Genomic DNA, 20,957 nt, shown 5'->3' with positions numbered 1-20,957 from the left:
GATTGGTGGAGAGATGAGCGTGCAGACAGCGATGAGCCGCGACGGGATACCGGAGGAGATCTCGGCCATCAACCTGGTCGATACCGGGACCTACCTCGAGCACGATATGGACGCGTACTGGCGCCGGCTGCGCGCCGACCACCCGCTGTACTGGCATCCGCCGGCCGACGGCACACCCGGCTTCTGGGTGGTCAGCCGCTACGCCGATGTGATGGCGCTCTACCGGGACAACCAGCGGCTCACCTCGGAGAAGGGCAACGTCCTGGTGACGCTGCTGGCGGGCGGCGACTCGGCGGCCGGCCAGATGCTGGCGGTGACCGACGGCCGGCGCCACAAGGACCTGCGCAATGTGATGCTCAAGGCGTTCTCGCCGCGAGCCCTGTCCAAGGTCGCGGAGCTGGTCCGGGTCAACGCCCGCCGGATGATCGCCGACGCGGTCCGGCGGGGGGAGGGGGACTTCGCGGCCGAGGTGGCCTCGGTGATCCCGCTGACCACCGTGGGCGGCCTGCTCGGGGTGCCGGTCAAGGACCACGCCTATCTGCTGAACCTGACCAAGTCCTCGCTCAGCTCGGACGAGGCGGACCAGGCCCCGGAGGAGGCGTTCCTGGCGCGCAACGAGATCCTGCTGTACTTCAGCGATCTGGTCGCCGAGCGGCGCGCCGATCCGCAGGACGACGTGATCAGCACGCTCACCGCCAGTGACATCAACGGCGTGCCGCTGACCGATCAGGACATCGTCTTCAACTGCTACAGCCTCATCCTGGGCGGCGATGAGACCAGCCGGCTCACGATGATCGACTCCCTCTACAACCTCAGCCGCGAGCCGGAGCAGTGGAAGCGGCTCAAGGAGGGCTCGGTGACGCTGGAGTCGGCCACCGAGGAGGCGCTGCGCTGGGCCACCCCCGCGATGAACTTCGGCCGCACCGCGCTGGTCGACATCGAGATCGCCGGGGGGACCATCAAGGCGGGCGACGTGGTGACGCTGTGGAACACCTCGGCCAACCGCGACGAGTCGGTCTTCGACGACCCGTACGTCCTGGACCTGGGCCGTTCGCCGAACAAGCACATCACCTTCGGCTACGGTCCGCACTTCTGCCTCGGCGCCTATCTGGCGCGGGTCGAGGTGAAGGAGATGCTGGACGCGATGCGGACGTTCAGCAATGGCATCGAGCTCACCGGTGAGCCGCGCCGGATCCACTCCAATCTGATGGCCGGGATGTCGACCCTGCCGGTCCGGTTCCTGCCGGACGAGGCGGGGCTGGCCACCGCCGCCGACGGCTGACCGGCCCCGGCACCGCACCCGGACGAACGGCCGCCCGGCGCCCCCTCCCACGAGGGGGGCGCCGGGCGGCCGTGTTGTCCGTCGTCGGGCCCGTCAGCCCGTCAGGGCGGCCCCGGTCTGCCGGGAATCGACGGCCGGGGGCCGGGCGGAGCGCCGTCGCCGGTAGTAGTGCACGGTCAGGACGGCGAGCAGCGGTCCCCAGGCGACCAGCGGCGCGTACGCGATCCAGAAGGCCACGGACTGCCAGCCGTGGATGACCAGTCCGAGCGGCTCCCCGGTGATCTTCATGTCGAAGGCGACCATGGTCAGTGCGTAGGGGAAGATCAGCAGCACCAGCGAGCCGAGACCAGCCGGGATGACGGCCGCCAGGACCGGCACCCGGCGCCCGCGCAGCCCCGGCATCCAGTTCGGCCACACCTCGCCCCACCGTGCGACCAGCCCGAACGACAGGAACGCCAGCGCCTCGCTGAAGACGCTGAGTCCGATGACGTACCACCAGCCGCCGTCGAAGACATGCGGGGCTTCCGGGGAGCCGGGGGCTGATGAGTTGTGCTCCAGCAGCGGCGCGCCCAGGTTGATGCCCGCGATCCGCCAGATGCAGGAGGGCAGCGTGGTCAGGGTGATGGCGTAAGCGGTGCGCACCGCCCAGCGGGGCACGTCCGCCGCCACCCGGCCGTGCAGCTTCGTCAGGATGGTGTGGGCGGTCATGGGGCGTCCTCCTCGTCCGGATGCCGGGTCGGTGCGGAGGACCGAGTGCTTCCGCCGACCCGGCCGGCGGTGCCTGCCTGTGTCTCTCTTAAAAGGTCGCAGCGACCGCTGCCCCGCACATCCACCGCAGGAAGGGCCCAACTCAGCCGCACGGGGGAGGCGGTCTGCGCCGCACGCAGGAGGGGCACCCGGCCCGCGCCCTGAGCGGGTGCCGGGCTCAGCCGACGCGCAGCGGAAGCGCTTCGAGCAGTCGCGCGGGGAACACCTTGTGCTGTAGCTCCTCCGCGGGCACCGCCAGCTCGATCCGCTCGTACCGGTCGAGCAGGGCCGTGAGGGCCGCCTCGGCCTGGATCTTGCCGAGCGAGGTGCCCAGGCAGTGGTGGATGCCGTGGCCGAAGCCGAGGTGGCCGGCGGTGTTGCCGCGGATGTCGAAGACATCGGGATCCGCCCGGTAGGCCGGGTCCCGGTTGGCCGCGCCGGGCGAGACGACGACGAAGTCGTTCTCCGCGATCGGCGCGCCCCCGAGTTCGAACGGCTCCGCGGCGACGGACGGCATGGCGATATGCACCGTCGTGTCGTACCGGGCGATCTCGTCGACGGCGGCGGGTACCAGGGAACGGTCCGCGCGCACCATCTCCATCTGCTCGGGGTGGCGCACCAGCGCCGAGACGCCGTTGCCGATCAGATGGCTGGTCGGGCCGAAGCCCGCGCTCATGACCTGGAACACCATGGAGGCGAGCTCCGCCAGGGTGAGCCGGTCCTCCAGGTCATGGGCCCGGACCAGCTCGGTGAGCAGATCGTCCGCTGGTTCCGTGCGGCGCAGCTCCACCCAGGTCAGCACCAGCTCCGCCAGGTCTTCCCCGACCTGCCGCATCTCCTCGGGCCCCACGAAGTTCAGCGCGTTGCACAGCTCCTTGAACCGTGGCTGCGCCGCCGCGGGGACGCCCAGCAACTCGCCGAGCACGGCGACCGGCAGCGGGTACGCGAGGGCCTCCAGCAGGTCCAGCTCGGTCCGCCCGGCGACCGCGTCGAGGAGCTCGCCGATCACCTGCTCGATCCGCGGCCGCAGCGCCTGGATCCGGCGCATGGTGAACGCCTTGCCGACGAGTGTGCGCAGCCGGGTGTGGTCCGGCGGGTCCATTGTCAGCAGGTGGCTGGTGAGCACCTGCTCGCCGAAGGTCTTCTCCTCCGGCACCGGCAGGTGCTCGACACCGGCGGTCGCCGCTGCGGCCCGCAGCATCCGGCCCTGGTCCTTCACCAGGCGCGGATCGGACAGCGCCGCCCGCGCCGCGGTGTACCCGACGACCAGCCACACCGGTGTCGGGCCCAGGCCGACCCGGACCACCGGGCCCCGCTCGCGCAGCCGTGCGTAGAACGGATACGGGTCGCGGTAGAACTCCGGCCCCAGTTCCTCCAGCACTTCGACAGTGGATTGCGTCATCGCATGCCTTTCCCATCCTGGCTGTGACTCCGTTACGAAATGTGTTCGCCGCCACGTTTATCAGTCACCTCGGAACCGCTCCACGGCACATCGAAATATTTACTCTTTGCTTTCCTCCGGAATTCGTGATCCGGAATATGGGATTCGGAATATGGGATTCGGAATACGGGATTCGGGGTGCGGGATTCCGAGTGCTGGATTCGGAGTACTGGATTCGGAGCGTCCGGCTCTTGTTCGCCATTCGAGCAGTTCGAATATCGTCGGGTCATTGATGGCATCAAGCTGTCATCTCGGTGGTCACTTTCCCGGGGGCCAGGAATACTCCTCGGAACTGATGGGTCTGAACTCCGCGTTCCGCATGGTCGAGGCCGCGCAGGGCGCCGTCGAGAGCAGTATTTTCACGGAATTCGAAATTCCTGTAACAGTTGAGGAAGGGCTTCAGTGGCCACTGACGGAAATATCGACGCAGTACCCCATGCCCTCGGACGGATCGATGGTGACTGAGGAATGTCGCATGGATTCTCGATCGGCGTCGTCGGGGGCGGCGCGGCGGCGGTCTGCCTGATCGACGCCCTGGCCCGGGCCCGAGGCGGGCCGGGGAGCATTACGGTGTTCGAGCCATCGCCCCATCTGTGGCGCGGACGCGCGTACCAGGTCGACACCGGGACCCTGAAGGTGAACGCGGCACCGGACGACATGTCGGTGCGCGCCGGTGACCCCGGCCATTTCGAACGATGGCTGGAGATCCGGGACCGCGCCGTCGGCGTCCAGGAGGGCATCGACGGCCGGTCCGGCGTCCGCTTCGCGCCGCGCGCCGTTTACGGCGAGTACCTGGAGCAGAGCGCCTACACGGCATTCGCCGATCTGCGCCGCCAGGGCTGGCAGGTGAATCTCATCGGGGAGTCGGTCGAGGCCGCCGGCCGGACCGCCGACGGGGTGGAACTGCGCTCCGGCCGGGGGAACGTCCGCTCCTTCGACTATGTGGTCCTCTGCGTCGGCGGCGACGGCCCCAAGGACGTCTACGGCCTCGCCGCCGCGCCGGGATTCGTGGCCGACCCCTATCCGGTCCTGGGTGCGCTCCAGGAGATCGGGGACCAGGACCACATCACCGTCGTCGGTAGCGGTCTGACCGCCGTCGACATCGTCCTCTCGCTCGCCGCCCGGGGACACCGAGGCCGGATCGCCCTGGTCTCCCGGCGCGGTCTGCTCCCCGGGGTGCGGCAACGGCCGGTCCCGTTCACCCCGCGGCACTTCACCCGGGAGCGGATGCGGTCGCTGGCCCGGCGCGGGCGGGAGCTCTCCCTCTGCGAACTCGGCGCGATCATGCGAGCGGAGTTCCGGGACGCCGGTGCCGACCTCGATGCGGTGGTCTCCGGCATCCTGCGGGCCGACCGGGAAGACCCGGTGGACCGCCTGCGGTGTGAGCTCGCCGAGGTCGACTCGCCCCAGATGGGGCTGCGCATCCTGCGGCATGCCGTACCGGAGGCCGGTCCGGACGTATGGCCCCTGCTGCGGGCGCGCGACAGGGCCCGGATACTGCGTGCCCACCACCGCACCGTCATGAGCCTGTGCTGCCCGATGCCGCCGGACAGCGCCGCCGGGCTGCTGGAGCTGTTCGCGGCGGGACAACTGGCGAATCACTCCGGCCTGCGGAGCATCACCCCGAGCCCCGGCGGCGGCTTCGACGTCGTCGCCGCGCCCGGTACCGGTTTCACCACCGACAGGGTGATCAGCGCGGTCAACGCCGCCGGGAGCAGGATCCCCACCGCCGCCCGGCCCCTGGTCTCGTCGCTGACGCGCGGCCGGGCCGCCAGCCGCCATCCGTACGGCGGACTGCACCTGGCCCGTGCCACCAGCCGGCTCACCGTCGACGGCAGACCGGACCCGCGGCTGTACGGACTCGGCGACATCGGGGCCGGAACGCTCTTCTTCACCTGGGGCATCCCGTCGCTGGTGGACAGGAGCACCGACATCGTCGCCGCGATCCTCGGCCACGCCGAAGGGCTGACCGCCGCCCGGTCCGCGGACGTCCTCGTCACCACCTGAGATTTCCACCCCGTTCCGTCCAGAGAGGAAACGAACCGTCATGACCACTACGGCCGCCGCACCGGATGCCGCATACCTGGCCGACACCGCCACCGGACTCCCCATCCCGGGTGAACCGGTCTTCACCAGCCCGGACGAGGCCCGGCGCCACCGCAAGCAGCGACTCGCCGCGGCCCTGCGGCTGTTCGGCAAGTACGGCTTCGGCGAGGGCATCTCGGGCCATATCTCGGTCCGCGACCCCGAGCACCCCGACCAGTTCTGGGTCAACCCCTTCGGGGTCTCCTTCAAACAGGTGAAGGTCGCCGACCTGATCTGTGTGGACTCCACCGGCCGGGTCGTCCAGGGCAGACACCGGGTCAACCCCAGCGCCTTCGTGATCCACTCCGAGATCCATGAGCGCCACCCCGGCGCCACCGCCGCGGCCCACGGCCACACGGCGCACTCCCGTGCACTCGGCGCGCTCGGCAGGCTGCTGGATCCCATCGACCAGGAGTCCGCGGCGTTCTACGGGCGCCAGGTTCTCTACGACGAGTACCAGGGCCCCTCGGTCTCCCTGGAGCAGGGCCGTGACATCGCCGAGCGGCTCGGCGACAACCGTGCCATTCTGCTGCGCCACCACGGGCTGATCACGGTCGGCGACTCGCTGGACGAGGCCGTGCACTGGTTCTTCACCTACGATAGCTGCGCCCAGGTGCAACTGCTGGCCCATGCGGCCGGTACCCCGAAGGCGTTCACCCATGAGCAGGCCCTGGCCGCCGCCGCAGGGTTCGGGGACGCCCAACTCGGCTGGTTCAGCTTCCAGTTGCTGTGGAACGAGATCGTCGCCGAACAGCCCGACCTGCTCGAGGAGTAGGCCCGCGAACCGGGCCGCACCGGCCCGGGCTCCGGGCGTACTCAATTCTTTGCACTGTCGTTGTCGCACCTCACGGGCGTCGGACAGGCTGCGAAGCGTGAAGGCTGTTCAGCCGACCGTCTCCTTTCTCCCATCGAATGTGGAGTGAGTGCATGTCTCTCCCGCAGGGTGTTCGATTCCGCTTGACCGACGGCCAGCGGGGAATCTGGTACGCCGTCCAGGGCGACTCCGCCAATCCGCTCTTCGGCCTGGCGGAGCGGGTGGACATCCAGGGCCCCGTCGACGCCGGGCTGTTCGAGGCCGCCCTGCGCCGGGTGGTGGACGAGACCGAGGCCCTGCGGGTGTCCTTCGGCGCGGACGCCGACGGCCCGTACCAGGTGGTGGCGCCCGGCCTCGACTGGCCGTTCCACCTCGTGGACGTGTCGGGGCAGGACGATCCGGAAGCCGCCGTGCGCGACTGGACGTCGGCCGACCAGCGGCGGCCGGTGGACCTCACCGCCGGACCGCTGTTCACCTTCGCGCTGTTCCGGCTCGCCGAGGACCGGTACGTCTGGTACCAGCGCCATCACCACATCGCGCTGGACGGCCTGAGCGTGGGCATGGTCGCGCGCCGGGTCGCCACCGTGTACTCGGCCGCCGCGGCGGGTGAGCGGTGCCCGGAGTCCGGCCACGGCGGGCTGCGGGAACTGATCGAGGCCGACGCCGCGTACGGCGACTCCGAGGAGATCGCCGGCGACCGGCGGTACTGGGCCGAGCAGTTGGCCGACCGCCCCGAGGCCCAGGGCCTGACCGCACAGCCCACCCGCTATCCGGACGGCCCCCTGCTGCGGGTCGTGTCCACGCTGGAGCCGGCCGCCGTCGAGTCGATCCGGTCGCTGGCCCGCGAGGTGGGTACGGCCTGGCCGACGGTGGCCGTCGCCGCCCAGGCGCTGTATCTGCACCGGATCACCGGCCGTACCGATGTCGTCCTCGCCCTCCCGGTCGCGGCCCGGCCCGGCGGCGACGCCGCGAACGTGCCCGGCATGGTGTCCAACCTGGTGCCGCTGCGGCTGTCCGTACGGCCCGGGGACACCGTCGCCGAGCTGCTGGGCCAGGTCTCCCGGCGGATGCGCGGCGCCCTGCGCCACCAGCGCTACCGCTATGAGGAGCTGCGCCGCGACGTCGGCGCGCTGGCGGACGGCAGGCGGCTGGTCGGCCCGCGCGTCAACCTCATCATGTTCGACTACGACCTGGACTTCGGCGGCCACCCGGGCGTGGTGCACAACCTGACCATCGGCCACGACGACGATCTGACCGTCGTCGTCGACAACCGGGCGGGCGACGGCGGGCTGCGGGTGGAGCTGAACGCCAGCCCCGAGCTGTACTCCGCCGCCGAGGTGGAGCGCCACGGCGAGCGGCTGACCGGACTGCTGCGCGCCCTGGCCGGCGGTGCGCCGGACCGGCCGCTCGGCGCGCTGGACATCGCCACCGAGGCCGAACGCCGCCAGGTGCTGGTGGACTTCACCGGCGACCCGGCGGCCACCGACGTGCTGCCCGCGGCGGCGGACGGTGGCACGGCCCCGGACGCCACCGCCACCCTCACCGAGCTGTTCGAGGCGCGGGTGCGGGAATGCCCCGAGGCGCCCGCGGTGTCCCTCGGCGCGGACACGCTGACCTACGCCGAGCTGAACACGCGGGCGAACGCGCTGGCCCGGCTGCTGGTCGCGCGGGGCGCCGGTCCTGGCCGGTTCGTCGGATTGGTGCTGCCCCGCTCGGTCGACCTGGTGGTGGCGCTGCTGGCGGTGGTGAAGTCGGGCGCCGCCTATGTGCCCATCGACCCCGCGTATCCGGCCGACCGGATCGCGTACACCGTCTCCGATGTGGACCTGACCCTGCTGGTGACGGACACCACGGCCGAGGTGGCGCTCCCCGAGGGCGTGGCGCGGGTGGTGCTTGGCGAGGAGGAGGTGCGGGCGCGGCTCGCCGCCCTGCCCGGCACCGATCTGACCGATGCCGAACGGCCCTCGCCGCTGCTGCCCCTCGCCCCCGCGTACGTCATCTACACCTCCGGTTCCACCGGGCGCCCCAAGGGTGTCGTGGTCTCCCACCGGAATGTGGTCCGGCTGTTCGCCGCCACCCGCCGGTGGTTCCCCTTCGGCGCCGACGAGGTGTGGACCCTGTTCCACTCCTATGCCTTCGACTTCTCGGTATGGGAGCTGTGGGGGCCGCTGCTGCACGGCGGGCGGCTCGTGGTGGTCCCGTTCGAGGTGTCGCGCTCGCCCGAGCGCTTCCTGCGGCTGCTGGCGGACGAGCGGGTGACCTTCCTCAACCAGACTCCGTCGGCCTTCTACCAGCTCGTGGGCGCCGACCGGGAGGACCCGGCGACCGGTGACCGGCTGGCGCTGCGCCATGTGGTCTTCGGCGGTGAGGCGCTGGACCTGGGGCGGCTGGCCGACTGGTACGAACGGCACGGCGACGGCGCTCCCTGCGCACCGCTGCTGGTCAACATGTACGGCATCACCGAGACCACGGTGCATGTCAGCCATCTCGCCCTGGACGCCGAACTCGCCGCCGCCGGCGCCGGTTCGCTGATCGGCCGGTCCATCCCCGATCTGCGGGTGCGGGTGCTGGACGGCGCGCTGCGCCCGGCGCCCCCCGGCGTGGCCGGGGAGATGTATGTGGCGGGCGCCGGTGTCGCGCAGGGCTATCTGAAGCGGCCGGGTCTGAGCGCCTCCCGGTTCGTGGCCGACCCGTTCGCGGGCGACGGCAGCCGGCTGTACCGCACCGGTGACCTGGCGCGCTGGACCGCGGACGGGCTGCTGGAGTATCTGGGCCGCGCCGACGACCAGGTGAAGATCCGGGGATTCCGGATCGAGACCGGCGAGATCGCGGCCGCGCTGTCGGCCTGCCAGGGTGTCGCCGACTGCGCCGTGGTCGCCCGCGACGACCGGGGCGGTGAGCGGCGGCTGGTGGCCTATGTGGTGCCGCGGGACCCCGGTGAGGCGTTGGATCCGGCATCTTCTTTTGGTACCTGGGCTGTTGGGTCCGCGCCGCGGGACCCCGGTGAGGTGCTGGATCCCGGACTGCTGCGCAAGAAGCTCGGCGAGTCGCTGCCGGACTATATGCTGCCCGCCGCGTTCGTCGCCCTGCCCGCGCTGCCCCTGACCCCCAGCGGCAAGCTCGACGCCCGGGCGCTGCCGGAGCCCGAGGTGGCCGGCGGGGCGGCCGGACGCGACGCCCGCACCCCGGGCGAGCAGGTGCTCGCCGGGCTGTTCGCCGAGGTGCTCGGCGTGCCCCGGGTCGGGGTGGACGACAACTTCTTCGCCCTCGGCGGTCATTCGCTGGCCGCCACCCGGCTCGCCGGCCGGGCCCGCTCGGTGCTCGGCGTGGAACTCGCCGTGCACGAGGTGTTCGACCGGCCCACCGTGGCCGCCCTCGCCGAACTGCTGGACACCGCGCGGGCGGCGCGGACCGCGCTGGTCCCGGTGGACCGGCCCGAGCCCATGCCGCTGTCGTTCGCCCAGGCCCGGCTCTGGTTCCTGGACCGGCTCGACGGCCCCAACCCCACGTACAACATCCCCTTCCTGCTGCGGATGTCCGGTGACCTGGACGTGGCGGCGCTGCGGGCGGCGCTGCGCGATGTGCTGCTGCGGCACGAGGGCCTGCGCACCGTCTTCCCGGACACGGCGGGTGAGCCCCGGCAGCATCTGGTGGCCGCCGAGGAGCTGCCGCCGCTGCCGTACGCCCGCGAGGTCACCGCCGCCGACCTGCCCGCGGCCCTCGCGGCCGCCGCGAGCCACAGCTTCCGGCTCGCCACCGAACTGCCGCTGCGCGCCGAGCTGTTCCACCTCGGCGACGGTGAGCATGTGCTGTCCGTCGTCGTCCACCACATCGCCGGGGACGGCTGGTCCCTGGCCCCGCTGGTGCGCGATCTGTCGGCCGCCTACACCGCCCGCTGCGACGGCCGGGCCCCCGGCTGGGAGCCGCTGCCGGTCACCTACGCCGACTACACCCTGTGGCAGCGGTCGCTGCTGGGCGAGGACTCCGACGAGACCAGCCCGCTGGCCCGCCAACTGGCGTACTGGAAGAGCGCGCTGGCCGGTCTCCCCGAGGAGCTGGCCCTGCCCACCGACCGGCCCCGGCCCGCCGTGGCGAGCCACTCCGGCGCCGTACTGGACTGCGAGATCGGCCCCGAACTCCACCGTGAGCTGCTCGCCGTCGCCCACGCCGGGGGCGCCAGCGTGTTCATGGTGCTCCAGGCGGCGCTGGCCGTGCTGCTGTCCAAGCTCGGCGCGGGCGACGACATCCCGGTCGGCAGCCCGATCGCCGGACGGACCGACGAGGCCCTGGACGACATGGTCGGGTTCTTCGTCAACACGCTGGTGCTGCGCACCGACACCTCCGGGCGGCCGTCCTTCACCGACCTCGTGGACCGGGTCCGCCGGGCCGACCTGGCGGCCTACGCCCATCAGGACGTGCCGTTCGAGCGGCTGGTCGAGGTGCTCAACCCGGACCGCTCGCGGTCCCGGCACCCGCTGTTCCAGATCCTGCTGAGCATGCAGGACCACCCGGACCGCACGCTGGAGCTGCCCGGGCTGACCGCCTCGGTGGCCCCGGGCGACCTCACCATCGCCAAGTTCGACCTGCAATTCGACTTCAGCGAGCGGCGGGACGAGGCGGGAGCGCCCGCCGGGATCGGCGGACAGGTGCTGTACGCCACCGATCTGTACGACGCCGAAACCGTGGGCCGGATGGTGCGGCGGTTCCTGAAGGTGCTGGAGTCGGCCGTCGCCCGGCCCGGGACGAGCATCGCCGAGATCGACGTCCTGGCGCCCGAGGAGACCCGCCGGCTGGCCGTGGAGTGGGCCGGTCCGGTCCGCGAAGTGCCCGCGCTCAGCGGCTCGGTCCCCGCCCGGTTCGCCGAGCGGGTGGCCGCCGCCCCGGACGCGACCGCGCTCATCGCCGCCGACGGCACCGAGATCGGCTACCGGGAGCTGGAGACGCGCGCCAACCGGCTCGCGCACCGGCTGCTCGCCGCGGGCGTGGGCCCGGAGGCGCGGGTGGCCGTGCTCCAGCAGCGCTCGGTGGAGCTGGTCGTCTCGCTGCTCGCCGTGCTCAAGGCCGGCGCCGCGTATGTGCCGCTGGACTCGCGCGCCCCGCAGAGCCGCTGGGAGCAGGTGATGGAGCGGACCGAACCGTCGGTGCTGCTCGTCGACCGGGCCCAGCCGGAGCTGGAGTTCGGCCACCGGGCCACCACCCTCGTGGTGGACGGCGACCTCGATGACCTCGCCGTCCAGCCCGACCAGCCCCCCGCCGTGGCCGTCCAGTCCGACCAGCCGCCCGCCGTGGCCGTCCAGCCCGACCAGCCCCCCGCCGTGGCCGTCCAGCCCGAGCGGCTCGCGTATGTGATGTTCACCTCCGGCTCCACCGGCCGCCCCAAGGGCGTCGCGGTCACCCACCGCGATCTGCTGGCGTTCGCCCTGGACGGCTGCTTCGCCGCGGACGCCCACCGCCGGGTGCTGCTGCACGCGCCGCACGCCTTCGACGCCGCCAACTACGAGCTGTGGGTGCCGCTGCTCACCGGCGGCACGGTGGTCATCGCCCCGCCGCAGGACATGGACGTCCGCACCCTGCGCCGGATGATCGCCGACCACGGCATCACCGGACTGCATCTGACCGCCGGGCTGTTCCGCGTCGTGGCCGAGAACGACCTGGACTGCCTGACCGGTGTACGGGAGCTGCTGGCCGGCGGCGACGTCGTGCCCGGCACGGCGGTGCGCGCCCTGCTGGAGCGCTTCCCCGGCATGGTGTTCAAGGACACCTACGGCCCGACCGAGACCACCTCCTTCGCCACCGCCCACCGGGTGACCTCCGCCGACCGGGTGCCCGATGTCGTACCGATCGGTGCCCCGCTGGACAACACCCGGGCCCAGGTCCTGGACGGCCAGTTGCGCCGGGTGCCGCCGGGCGTCGTCGGCGAGCTGTACATCGCGGGCGAGGGCCTGGCGCGCGGCTACTGGCGGGCGCCCGCGCTCAGCGCGGAGCGGTTCGTCGCCGACCCGTACGGTCCGGCGGGGAGCCGGATGTACCGGGTGGGCGACCTCGCCCGCTGGACCGGCGAGGGCGTGCTGGAGTTCGCCGGCCGCGCCGACGACCAGGTGAAGATCCGCGGCTTCCGGATCGAACCCGGTGAGGTGGAGGCCGCGGTCGCCCGCGGGCCCGGTGTCGCCTCCGCGGCCGTGATCGTGCGCGAGGACCGCCCCGGGGACAAGCGGCTGGTCGCCTACGCGGTGCCCGCCCCGGGCCACCGCCTGGACACTTCCGCGCTGCGCGACCAGCTCGCCGAGGCGCTGCCCGACTACATGGTGCCCGCCGCCGTACTGGCCCTGGACGCCCTTCCGCTCACCCCCAACGGCAAGCTCGACCGCAAGGCCCTGCCGGAGCCGGAGCTGACCGGCGAGGGAGCGGGCCGGGCGCCGCGCACCCCGCAGGAGCAGGTGCTGTGCGGCCTCTTCGCCGAGATCCTCGAACTGGCCTCGGTGTCGGTGGACGACAACTTCTTCTCCCTGGGCGGGCACTCGCTGCTCGCCACCCGGCTGGTGCTGCGCATCCAGGCCGTCCTGGGCGCCGATGTGGCGGTGCGCGACCTGTTCGACGCGCCGACCGTCGCCGAGCTGGCCCGGCTGGTCGACCGGGCCACCGGGGCGCGCACCCCGCTGACGCCCCGGGAGCGCCCGGAGCCGGTGCCGCTGGCGTACCCGCAGCGCGGACTGTGGTTCATCAACCAACTGGACCGCGCGGACGGCACCTACAACCTGGGGGTGTCGCTGCGCTTCACCGGACGGCTCGACCGCGGCGCGCTCTACACCGCGCTGCACGACGTCATCGCCCGGCACGAGAGCCTGCGCACCCTCTTCCCCGACCACGACGGAGTGCCCTCCCAGGTGGTGCTGGACGCCGACGGGGCCGAGGCCCAGATCCGGGTCTCCGAAGTGGCCGAGGAGAAGCTGGACGAGGCGCTGTCGGAGGTGGCGCGGCGCGGTTTCGACCTCGCCTCCGAGCTGCCGATCCGCGCGGATCTGCTGGTGCTGAGCCCCACCGAGCACGTCTTCCTGATCGTGGTGCACCACATCGTCGCCGACGGCTGGTCGTTCGGCCCGCTGGTGGACGACCTGGTCGCCGCCTACACCGCGCGGCGCACCGGATCCGCCCCCACTTGGCGGCCGCTGCCGGTGCAGTACGCCGACTACACGCTGTGGCAGGCCGAACTGCTGGGCGCCGAGGACGACCCCAAGAGCCTGCTGGGCCGTCAGCTCGACTACTGGAAGCGGACCCTGACCGGTCTGCCCGAGCAGTTGGAGCTCCCCACCGACCGGCCCCGCCCGGCGGTGCTGAGCAACGACGGCGACCGGCTGCCGCTGTCCCTGAGCCCCGAGCTCCAGACCGCGCTGACCGATATCGCCCGCTCCAGCGGCGCCAGCCTCTTCATGGTGGTGCAGGCGGGCCTGGTCGCGCTGCTGTCCCGGCTGGGCGCGGGCGAGGACATCCCGATCGGCACGGCCATCGCGGGCCGCAACGACGAGTCCCTGGTGGACGGCATCGGCTTCTTCGTCAATACGCTGGTGCTGCGCAACGACCTGTCCGGCGACCCCACCTTCCGGCAACTGGTCGAGCGGGTCCGGGAAGCGGACCTGGCCGCCTACGCCCACCAGGAGGTGCCGTTCGACCTGTTGGTGGAGACCCTGAGCCCGGACCGGTCGCTCTCCCGGCACCCGCTGTTCCAGACCATGCTGACGTTCGAGAACATCCCCGAGCTGACGCTGCGATTCCCCGGCCTGGACACCCGGCTGCACCCCGCCAACAACCGCACGGCCAAGTTCGACCTCGACTTCGCCATCGGCGAGACCTTCGACGCCGACGGCTCCCCGGCCGGGATGACCGGCACGCTGGTCTACAACACCGACCTGTACGACCGGGCGGGCGCGCAGGCGCTGGCCGACCGCTTCGTACGCCTCCTGGAGACGGTGGCGGCCAACCCGGCCGTCCGCGTCACCCAGATCGACCTGCTCTCCGAGGCGGAGCGCCGACGGGTGCTGGTGGAGTGGAACGGGGCCGCGGCCGGTGCGGCCGTGGTCACGCTTCCGGAACTGTTCGAGGCACGGGTGCGGGAGTGTCCCGGCGCGCGGGCGGTGTCCCTGGGCGCGGACGGGTTGACCTACGCCGAGCTGAACGCGCGGGCCAACGCGCTGGCGCGGCTGCTGGTCGAGCGGGGCGCGGGTCCTGGCCGGTTCGTGGGTCTGGTACTGCCGCGGTCGATCGACCTGGTGGTGGCGCTACTGGCGGTGGTGAAGTCGGGTGCCGCGTATGTGCCGATCGACCCCGCGTATCCGGCGGACCGCATCGCGTACACGGTCTCGGACGTGGACTTGGCGCTGCTGGTGACGGATGCCCGGGTCGAGGTGGCGCTTCCGGAGGGCGTGGCGCGGGTGGTGCTGGGCGAGGAGTCGGTCGCGGGCCGGCTCGCCGGACTGCCGGATACGGACCTGACGGACGCCGACCGGATCGCGCCGCTCGTACCGGATGCGCCCGCGTATGTGATCTACACATCGGGTTCGACGGGGCGCCCCAAGGGCGTCGTGGTCTCGCACGGCAATGTGGTGCGGCTCTTCGAGCACACGCGGCAGTGGTTCGCGTTCGGCCCGGACGAGGTGTGGACGCTGTTCCACTCGTACGCGTTCGACTTCTCGGTGTGGGAGCTGTGGGGGCCGCTGCTGCACGGCGGGCGGCTCGTGGTGGTCCCGTTCGAGGTGTCGCGCTCGCCGGAGCGCTTTCTGCGGCTGCTGGTGGATGAGCGGGTGACGTTCCTCAACCAGACTCCGTCGGCCTTCTACCAGCTCGTGGGCGCCGACCGGGAGGACCCGGCGACCGGTGACCGGCTGGCGCTGCGCCATGTGGTCTTCGGCGGTGAGGCGCTCGATCTGGGGCGGCTGGCGGACTGGTACGAACGGCACGGCGAGGGCGCCGCCTGCGCACCGCTGCTGGTCAACATGTACGGCATCACCGAGACCACGGTCCACGTCAGCCATCTGCCGCTGAACGAACAGCTAGCGGCCTCCGGCGCGGGCTCGCTCATCGGCCGGGGCATTCCGGACCTGCGGATCTATGTGCTGGACGGCGCGCTGCGCCCGGTGCCCCCGGGGGTGGCGGGAGAGATGTACGTCGCCGGTGGCGGCGTGGCGCAGGGGTATCTGAAGCGGCCGGGGCTGAGCGCGTCGCGGTTCGTGGCCGATCCCTTCGCGGGTGATGGTTCGCGGATGTACCGGACCGGTGATCTGGCGCGCTGGACCGTGGACGGGCTGCTGGAGTACCTGGGCCGGGCGGACGACCAGGTGAAGATCCGGGGCTTCCGGATCGAGACCGGCGAGATCGCCGCCGTGCTCTCCGCCTGCCCGGGCGTGGCCGACTGCGCGGTGGTCGCCCGGGACGACCGGAGCGGCGAACGCCGGCTGGTCGCCTACGTGGTGCCGCAGGACCCGCGCGAGGCACCGGAACCGGGCCTGCTGCGCACGACGCTCGCCGCGTCGCTGCCCGACTACATGCTGCCGTCCGCGTTCGTGGTGCTGGAAGCCCTGCCCCTGAACGCCAGCGGCAAGCTCGACCGCAAGGCGCTGCCCGCCCCGGAGTACGCGCCGGCGTCGGCCGGCCGTGCGGCGGGCACACCCCGCGAGGAGATCCTCTGCGGTCTGTTCGCCGATGTGCTCGGCGTGCCCGCGGTCGGCGTGGACGACAACTTCTTCGACCTGGGCGGCCATTCGCTGCTGGCCGCGCGGCTGGTCAACCGGATCCGTACGGCGCTGGACGCCGAACTGTCGGTACGCACCCTGTTCGAGGCGCCGACCGTGGCCGCGCTCGCGAGCGCGCTGGACGGGCAGGCGGCCGCCCGGCAGCCGCTGACAGCCCGCGAGCGGCCCGAGGTGCTACCGCTGTCCTTCGCCCAGCGCAGGCTGTGGTTCCTCAACCGGATGGAGGGGCCGAGCGCCACCTACAACGTGCCGGTGGTGCTCCGGCTGTCCGGCGCGCTGGACCGGGCGGCGCTGGAGCTGGCGCTGTCCGATCTGCTCGGCCGGCACGAGAGCCTGCGCACGGTCTTCCCCGAGACCGACGGCTCGCCCCGGCAGCAGGTGTGGGAGCCGGACGCGGTGCGCGTTCCGCTGACCGTGGTGGAGACGACCGAGGCCGCGCTGCCGGAGCAGCTCCGGGCGACCGCCACCCGCGGTTTCGATCTGACCGTCCAACTCCCGCTGCGCACCACCCTGTTCGCGCTCGGCGAGAGCGAGTACGTCCTGGCCCTGGTGATCCATCACATCACCACCGACGGCTGGTCCACGGCGCCGCTGGTACGCGACCTGTCGGCCGCCTACGCCGCCCGCTGCGACGGCCGGGCCCCGGGCTGGGCGCCGCTGCCGCTGAGCTACGCCGACTACACCCTCTGGCAGCGCGACCACCTCGGCGACGAGGACGACCCGCAGAGCCTGGCCGCCCGCCAACTGGCCTACTGGCGCCAGGCGCTCGCCGGACTCCCGGACGAGCTGACCCTGCCCACCGACCGGCCCCGGCCGGCCGTGGCAGGCCATCACGGCCGCACCCTGGACTTCGCGCTGGAACCCGCGCTGCACGACCGGCTCACCGCGCTGGCCCGGGCCCGCGGGGCCAGCACCTTCATGGTGCTCCAGTCGGCGCTGGCCCTGCTGCTGACCAAGCTGGGCGCCGGAGCGGACATCCCGGTCGGCAGCCCCATCGCCGGCCGCTCCGACCAGGCCCTGGAGGACCTGATCGGCGTCTTCCTGAACACGCTGGTGCTGCGCACCGACACCTCGGGCGACCCGACGTTCGACCAACTGCTGGACCGGGTGCGGCGCACCGCGCTGGACGCCTACGCCCACCAGGACGTTCCGTTCGAGCGGCTGGTGGAGGTGGTCGACCCGGAGCGGTCCCTGGCCCGGCATCCGCTGTTCCAGGTCATGCTGATGGTCCAGAACATGCCGGCCGCCGAAACCGCGCTGGGCGGGCTGGCCCTGCGGCCCGAACTGGTCGACCTGGGCGTCGCCAAGGTCGATCTGAGCTTCGCCTTCGGTGAGCGGCCGGAGCGGCCGGGCGCGCTGTCCGGCGTCTGCGAGTACAGCACCGAGCTGTTCGACGAGGACAGCGTGGCGACGCTGGTCCGGCGGCTGATCCAGGTGCTGGAGGCGGTGACCGGCGACCCGGGGCTGCGGATCAGCGAGGTCGACGTGCTGTCGGCGGCCGAGCGCGAGCGGGTGCTGGTCGAATGGAACGACACCGCGCGTCCGCTGCCCGCCCGCCGGGTCCACGAGCTGTACGAGGCGCAGGCCGCCCGTACGCCGTCGGCCGTCGCGGTGGTCTCCGGCGGTGTCGAGCTGACCTACGCCCAGTTGGACGAGCGGGCCAACCGGCTCGCCGCGCTGCTGACCGCCCGCGGGGTGGGCCCCGAGCGGCTGGTGGCCGTGGCGCTGCCGCGCTCCGCGGAGCTGCTCGTCGCCCTGCTCGCCGTGCTCAAGACCGGGGCGGCCTATCTGCCGCTGGACCCGGAGCACCCGAAGGACCGGATCGGCTACACCCTCCAGGACGCCCGCCCCGCGCTGGCCCTGGTCACCTCGGGCACCGCGCCGCTGCTCACGGCGGGCGACGGGGGCGACGGTGGGGAGGCCACCGCGACCGTACCGGCGCTGGTGCTGGACGACCCGGCCACCGTCGCCGAGCTGGCGGCGGCACCCACGGCCGCGCCCGGTGTGGTGTGCTCGCCGGACCACCCGGCGTATGTCATCTACACCTCCGGTTCGACCGGCCGCCCGAAGGGCGTGGTCGTCCCGCATGGCGCGCTGAGCAACTTCCTGGACGACATGGCCGAGCGGTTCGGCCTCGGCCCCGCCGACCGGCTGCTCGCGGTCACCACGGTGTCGTTCGACATCGCGGGGCTGGAGCTGTATCTGCCGCTGCTGTGCGGCGCGGGCGTGGTGATCGCCGACCGGGACACCGTGCGCGACCCGGCCGCGCTGCTGCGGATGGCCGAGGAGACCGGGGCGGGCATCGTCCAGGCGACGCCGTCGCTGTGGCAGGCCATGGTCACCGCGTCGCCGGAGGGTGTGCGCGGGCTGCGGGTGCTGGTCGGCGGCGAGGCGCTGCCGGAGGCCCTGGCCGCGCGGCTGCGTACGTCGGCCGCCGGGCTGACCAACCTCTACGGACCGACCGAGACCACCATCTGGTCGACGGCCGCGGACCTGACGGACGACCACGGCGTGCCCTCGATCGGCACCCCGATCGCCAACACCCGGGTCCATGTGCTGGACGACCGGCTGCGGCCGGTCGCCCCCGGGGTGCCGGGCGAGCTGTACATCGCCGGTGCGGGCGTCGTACGGGGCTACCACAACCGGCCCGCGCTGACCGCGGAGCGGTTCGTGGCCTGCCCGTTCGGCGGCCCCGGCGAGCGGATGTACCGCACGGGCGACATCGTCCGCCGGACCGCCGACGGCCGGCTGGAGTTCTCGGGCCGGGCCGACCACCAGGTGAAGGTGCGCGGTTTCCGGATCGAGCTCGGGGAGATCGAGACGGTGCTGACCGCCCATGAGGCGGTCGGCCAGGCCGTGGCGCTGGCCCGCGCCGACCAGGGCGACAGCGCGCGCCTGGTGGCGTACGTGGTGCCCCGGACCCCCGGTGCGGCGCTGGATGCCGGACTGCTGCGTACGACGCTCGGCGAGTCGCTGCCGGAGTACATGATCCCGTCCGCGTTCGTGGTCCTGGACCGGCTGCCGCTCACCCCGAACGGCAAGCTGGACCGCAAGGCGCTGCCCGCGCCGAGCTTCGGCGCGGCGGCCGATTCGCGGCCCCCGCGGAACCCGGTCGAGGAGACGCTGTGCGCGGTCTTCGCCGAGGTGCTCAGGCTGTCCTCGGTCGGCATCGACGACAGCTTCTTCGAGCTGGGCGGCGACAGCATCGTCTCGATGCAGCTCATCGCCCGCGCCCGCGCGGCGGGTCTGGTCCTCGCCGTCAACGATGTCTTCGAGCACAAGACGGTGGCCGGGCTGGCGGCGGTGGCCGAGGTGCTCGACGACGCGGTCTCCCGTGAACCGGACAACCCCGTCGGCGAGTTCGCCGCCACGCCGATCATGCACTGGCTGCGGGAGCGCGGCGGTGCGATCGACTCCTTCAGCCAGCCGATGCTCGTCCGGACCCCGGCGGGCCTGGACCTGGCGACGCTCACCACCGCGCTCCAGGCGCTGCACGACCGGCACGATGTGCTGCGCGCCCGGCTGGTCGAGGACGACGAGGGCGGCTGGCGGCTGAGCGTGCCACCGGCCGGGGCGGTGTCCTGCGCGGACCGCGTCCGCCGGGTCCACATCGCCGAGGCCGCGGCCGGGGATCTCGCCCCGCTGTACGACCGCGCCCTGGCCGAGGCCCGTGCGGAGCTGGCGCCCCGGGACGGCGAGATGGTGCGCGCGGTGTGGTTCGACGCCGGTCCCGGACGGCCGGGACGGCTGCTGCTCGTCGCCCACCACCTGGTGGTCGACGGGGTGTCCTGGCGGATCCTGCTGCGGGACCTCGCCGGCATCGCGACGGCCGTCGCCGCCGGACGGGAGCCCGAGCCGACCCCGGTGGGCACCTCGGTGCGCCGCTGGAGCGAACAGTTGGCGGCCGAGGTGCGCAGGCCGGAACGGCGGGCGGAACTCCCGCTGTGGACGGACATCCTCTCCGCCCCGGACGCCCAACTCGGCGCCCCGGACGCCCAGCCGGGCGGGGCCCAAGCCGCCCCCGGGCACGACCCGGCCGGGCCGGTCGCCCGCGTCACCATGACGCTGCCGGCCGCCCGGACCGCGCCGCTGCTCGGCCAGGTGCCGTCGGTGTTCCACTGCGGGGTGGACGATGTGCTGCTGAGCGCGCTGGCGCTGGCCGTCGCCGACCGGCGCCGCAGGCTCGGCTCGTCGGCCACCTCGGTACTGGTCGCCGTGGAGGGGCACGGCCGGGACGAGAGCGTCGGGGGGGTGGATCTCTCCCGTACGGTCGGTTGGTTCACCAGCCTCCACCCGGTGCGGCTGGACCCCGGCCAGGTGCAGTGGGGCGACCTGTGGTCGGGCGGCCCGGCCACCGGGCGGGTGGTCAAGCGGATCAAGGAACAGTTGCGCGCGGTGCCCGGCAGCGGGATCGGCTACGGCCTGCTGCGCCATCTGGACCGGGAGACGGCCGCGGAGCTGGCCGGGCTGGCCGTGCCGCGGATCGGCTTCAACTATCTGGGCCGGGTCGAGTTCCCCGACGGGCCCGGGGGCGACTGGCGCCCGGCCTCGGAGGCGCTCGGGCTCGACCTCGGCACCGACGGCCCGCTCACCCCGTACGGACTGGAGCTGAACGCCGTCACCATCGACCGCCCCGGTGGCCCGGAGCTGATGGTGACGTGGACCTACGCCCTGGATGTGCTGTCCGAGGCGGAGGTACGGGAGGTCGGCGAGGCGTGGCTGCGCGCCCTGGAGGGGATGGCGCTCCATGCGGCCGGACCCGGCGCGGGCGGCCACACCCCCTCGGACCTCGCCCTGTCGAATCTGGAGCAGGAGGAGATCGAGTTGCTGGAGGACGAGTGGTGA

Annotated in this window: 6 protein-coding genes; 4 read left to right on the top strand and 2 right to left on the bottom strand. The window is 72.7% G+C overall.

Annotated features, from left to right (window positions below):
- Window positions 1-13: 13 nt before the first annotated feature.
- Complete coding sequence (locus tag KN815_RS12620; protein ID WP_216341877.1) at window positions 14-1,282, top strand: cytochrome P450; 1,269 nt, start codon at window positions 14-16, stop codon at window positions 1,280-1,282.
- Between the two features lie 93 nt (window positions 1,283-1,375).
- On the opposite strand, the gene KN815_RS12615 is transcribed toward KN815_RS12620, so the two are convergent.
- Both KN815_RS12615 and KN815_RS12610 read right to left on the bottom strand, forming a co-directional pair.
- Window positions 1,376-1,990: a hypothetical protein gene (locus tag KN815_RS12615; RefSeq protein WP_216341876.1), complete on the bottom strand. Its 615-nt coding sequence runs from the start codon at window positions 1,988-1,990 to the stop codon at window positions 1,376-1,378.
- A 217-nt stretch (window positions 1,991-2,207) separates the two neighbouring features.
- Window positions 2,208-3,431 carry a cytochrome P450 family protein gene (locus KN815_RS12610; protein ID WP_216341875.1) on the bottom strand — a complete coding sequence of 408 codons (1,224 nt, stop codon included), beginning with the start codon at window positions 3,429-3,431 and terminating at the stop codon, window positions 2,208-2,210.
- 507 nt (window positions 3,432-3,938) lie between these two features.
- On the opposite strand from KN815_RS12610, the gene KN815_RS12605 reads away from it, so the two are divergent.
- The 3 genes from KN815_RS12605 (at window position 3,939) to KN815_RS12595 (ending at window position 20,957) form a co-directional block, all read left to right on the top strand.
- Window positions 3,939-5,477, top strand: a complete 1,539-nt coding sequence (locus KN815_RS12605) for an FAD/NAD(P)-binding protein (RefSeq protein WP_216341874.1) — start codon at window positions 3,939-3,941, stop codon at window positions 5,475-5,477.
- Between the two features lie 40 nt (window positions 5,478-5,517).
- Window positions 5,518-6,330: a class II aldolase/adducin family protein gene (locus tag KN815_RS12600; RefSeq protein ID WP_216341873.1), complete on the top strand. Its 813-nt coding sequence runs from the start codon at window positions 5,518-5,520 to the stop codon at window positions 6,328-6,330.
- Window positions 6,331-6,512: 182 nt separating this feature from the next.
- The gene (locus tag KN815_RS12595) at window positions 6,513-20,957 is read left to right on the top strand and encodes a non-ribosomal peptide synthetase (RefSeq protein ID WP_216341872.1); all 14,445 of its coding nucleotides are present in this window, start codon (window positions 6,513-6,515) and stop codon (window positions 20,955-20,957) included.

The sequence above is a fragment of the Streptomyces niphimycinicus genome (assembly GCF_018883605.1).
GTDB lineage: Bacteria > Actinomycetota > Actinomycetes > Streptomycetales > Streptomycetaceae > Streptomyces > Streptomyces niphimycinicus.
This window is presented reverse-complemented; position numbering and strand designations above follow the sequence as displayed.

What these genes read in the sequence shown, in the direction of transcription:
- KN815_RS12620 (WP_216341877.1), top strand. Translation starts at nt 14, where the DNA reads ATGAGCGTGCAGACAGCGATGAGCCGCGACGGGATACCGGAGGAGATC.
- KN815_RS12615 (WP_216341876.1), bottom strand. Translation starts at nt 1,990, where the DNA reads ATGACCGCCCACACCATCCTGACGAAGCTGCACGGCCGGGTGGCGGCG.
- KN815_RS12610 (WP_216341875.1), bottom strand. Translation starts at nt 3,431, where the DNA reads ATGACGCAATCCACTGTCGAAGTGCTGGAGGAACTGGGGCCGGAGTTC.
- KN815_RS12605 (WP_216341874.1), top strand. Translation starts at nt 3,939, where the DNA reads ATGTCGCATGGATTCTCGATCGGCGTCGTCGGGGGCGGCGCGGCGGCG.
- KN815_RS12600 (WP_216341873.1), top strand. Translation starts at nt 5,518, where the DNA reads ATGACCACTACGGCCGCCGCACCGGATGCCGCATACCTGGCCGACACC.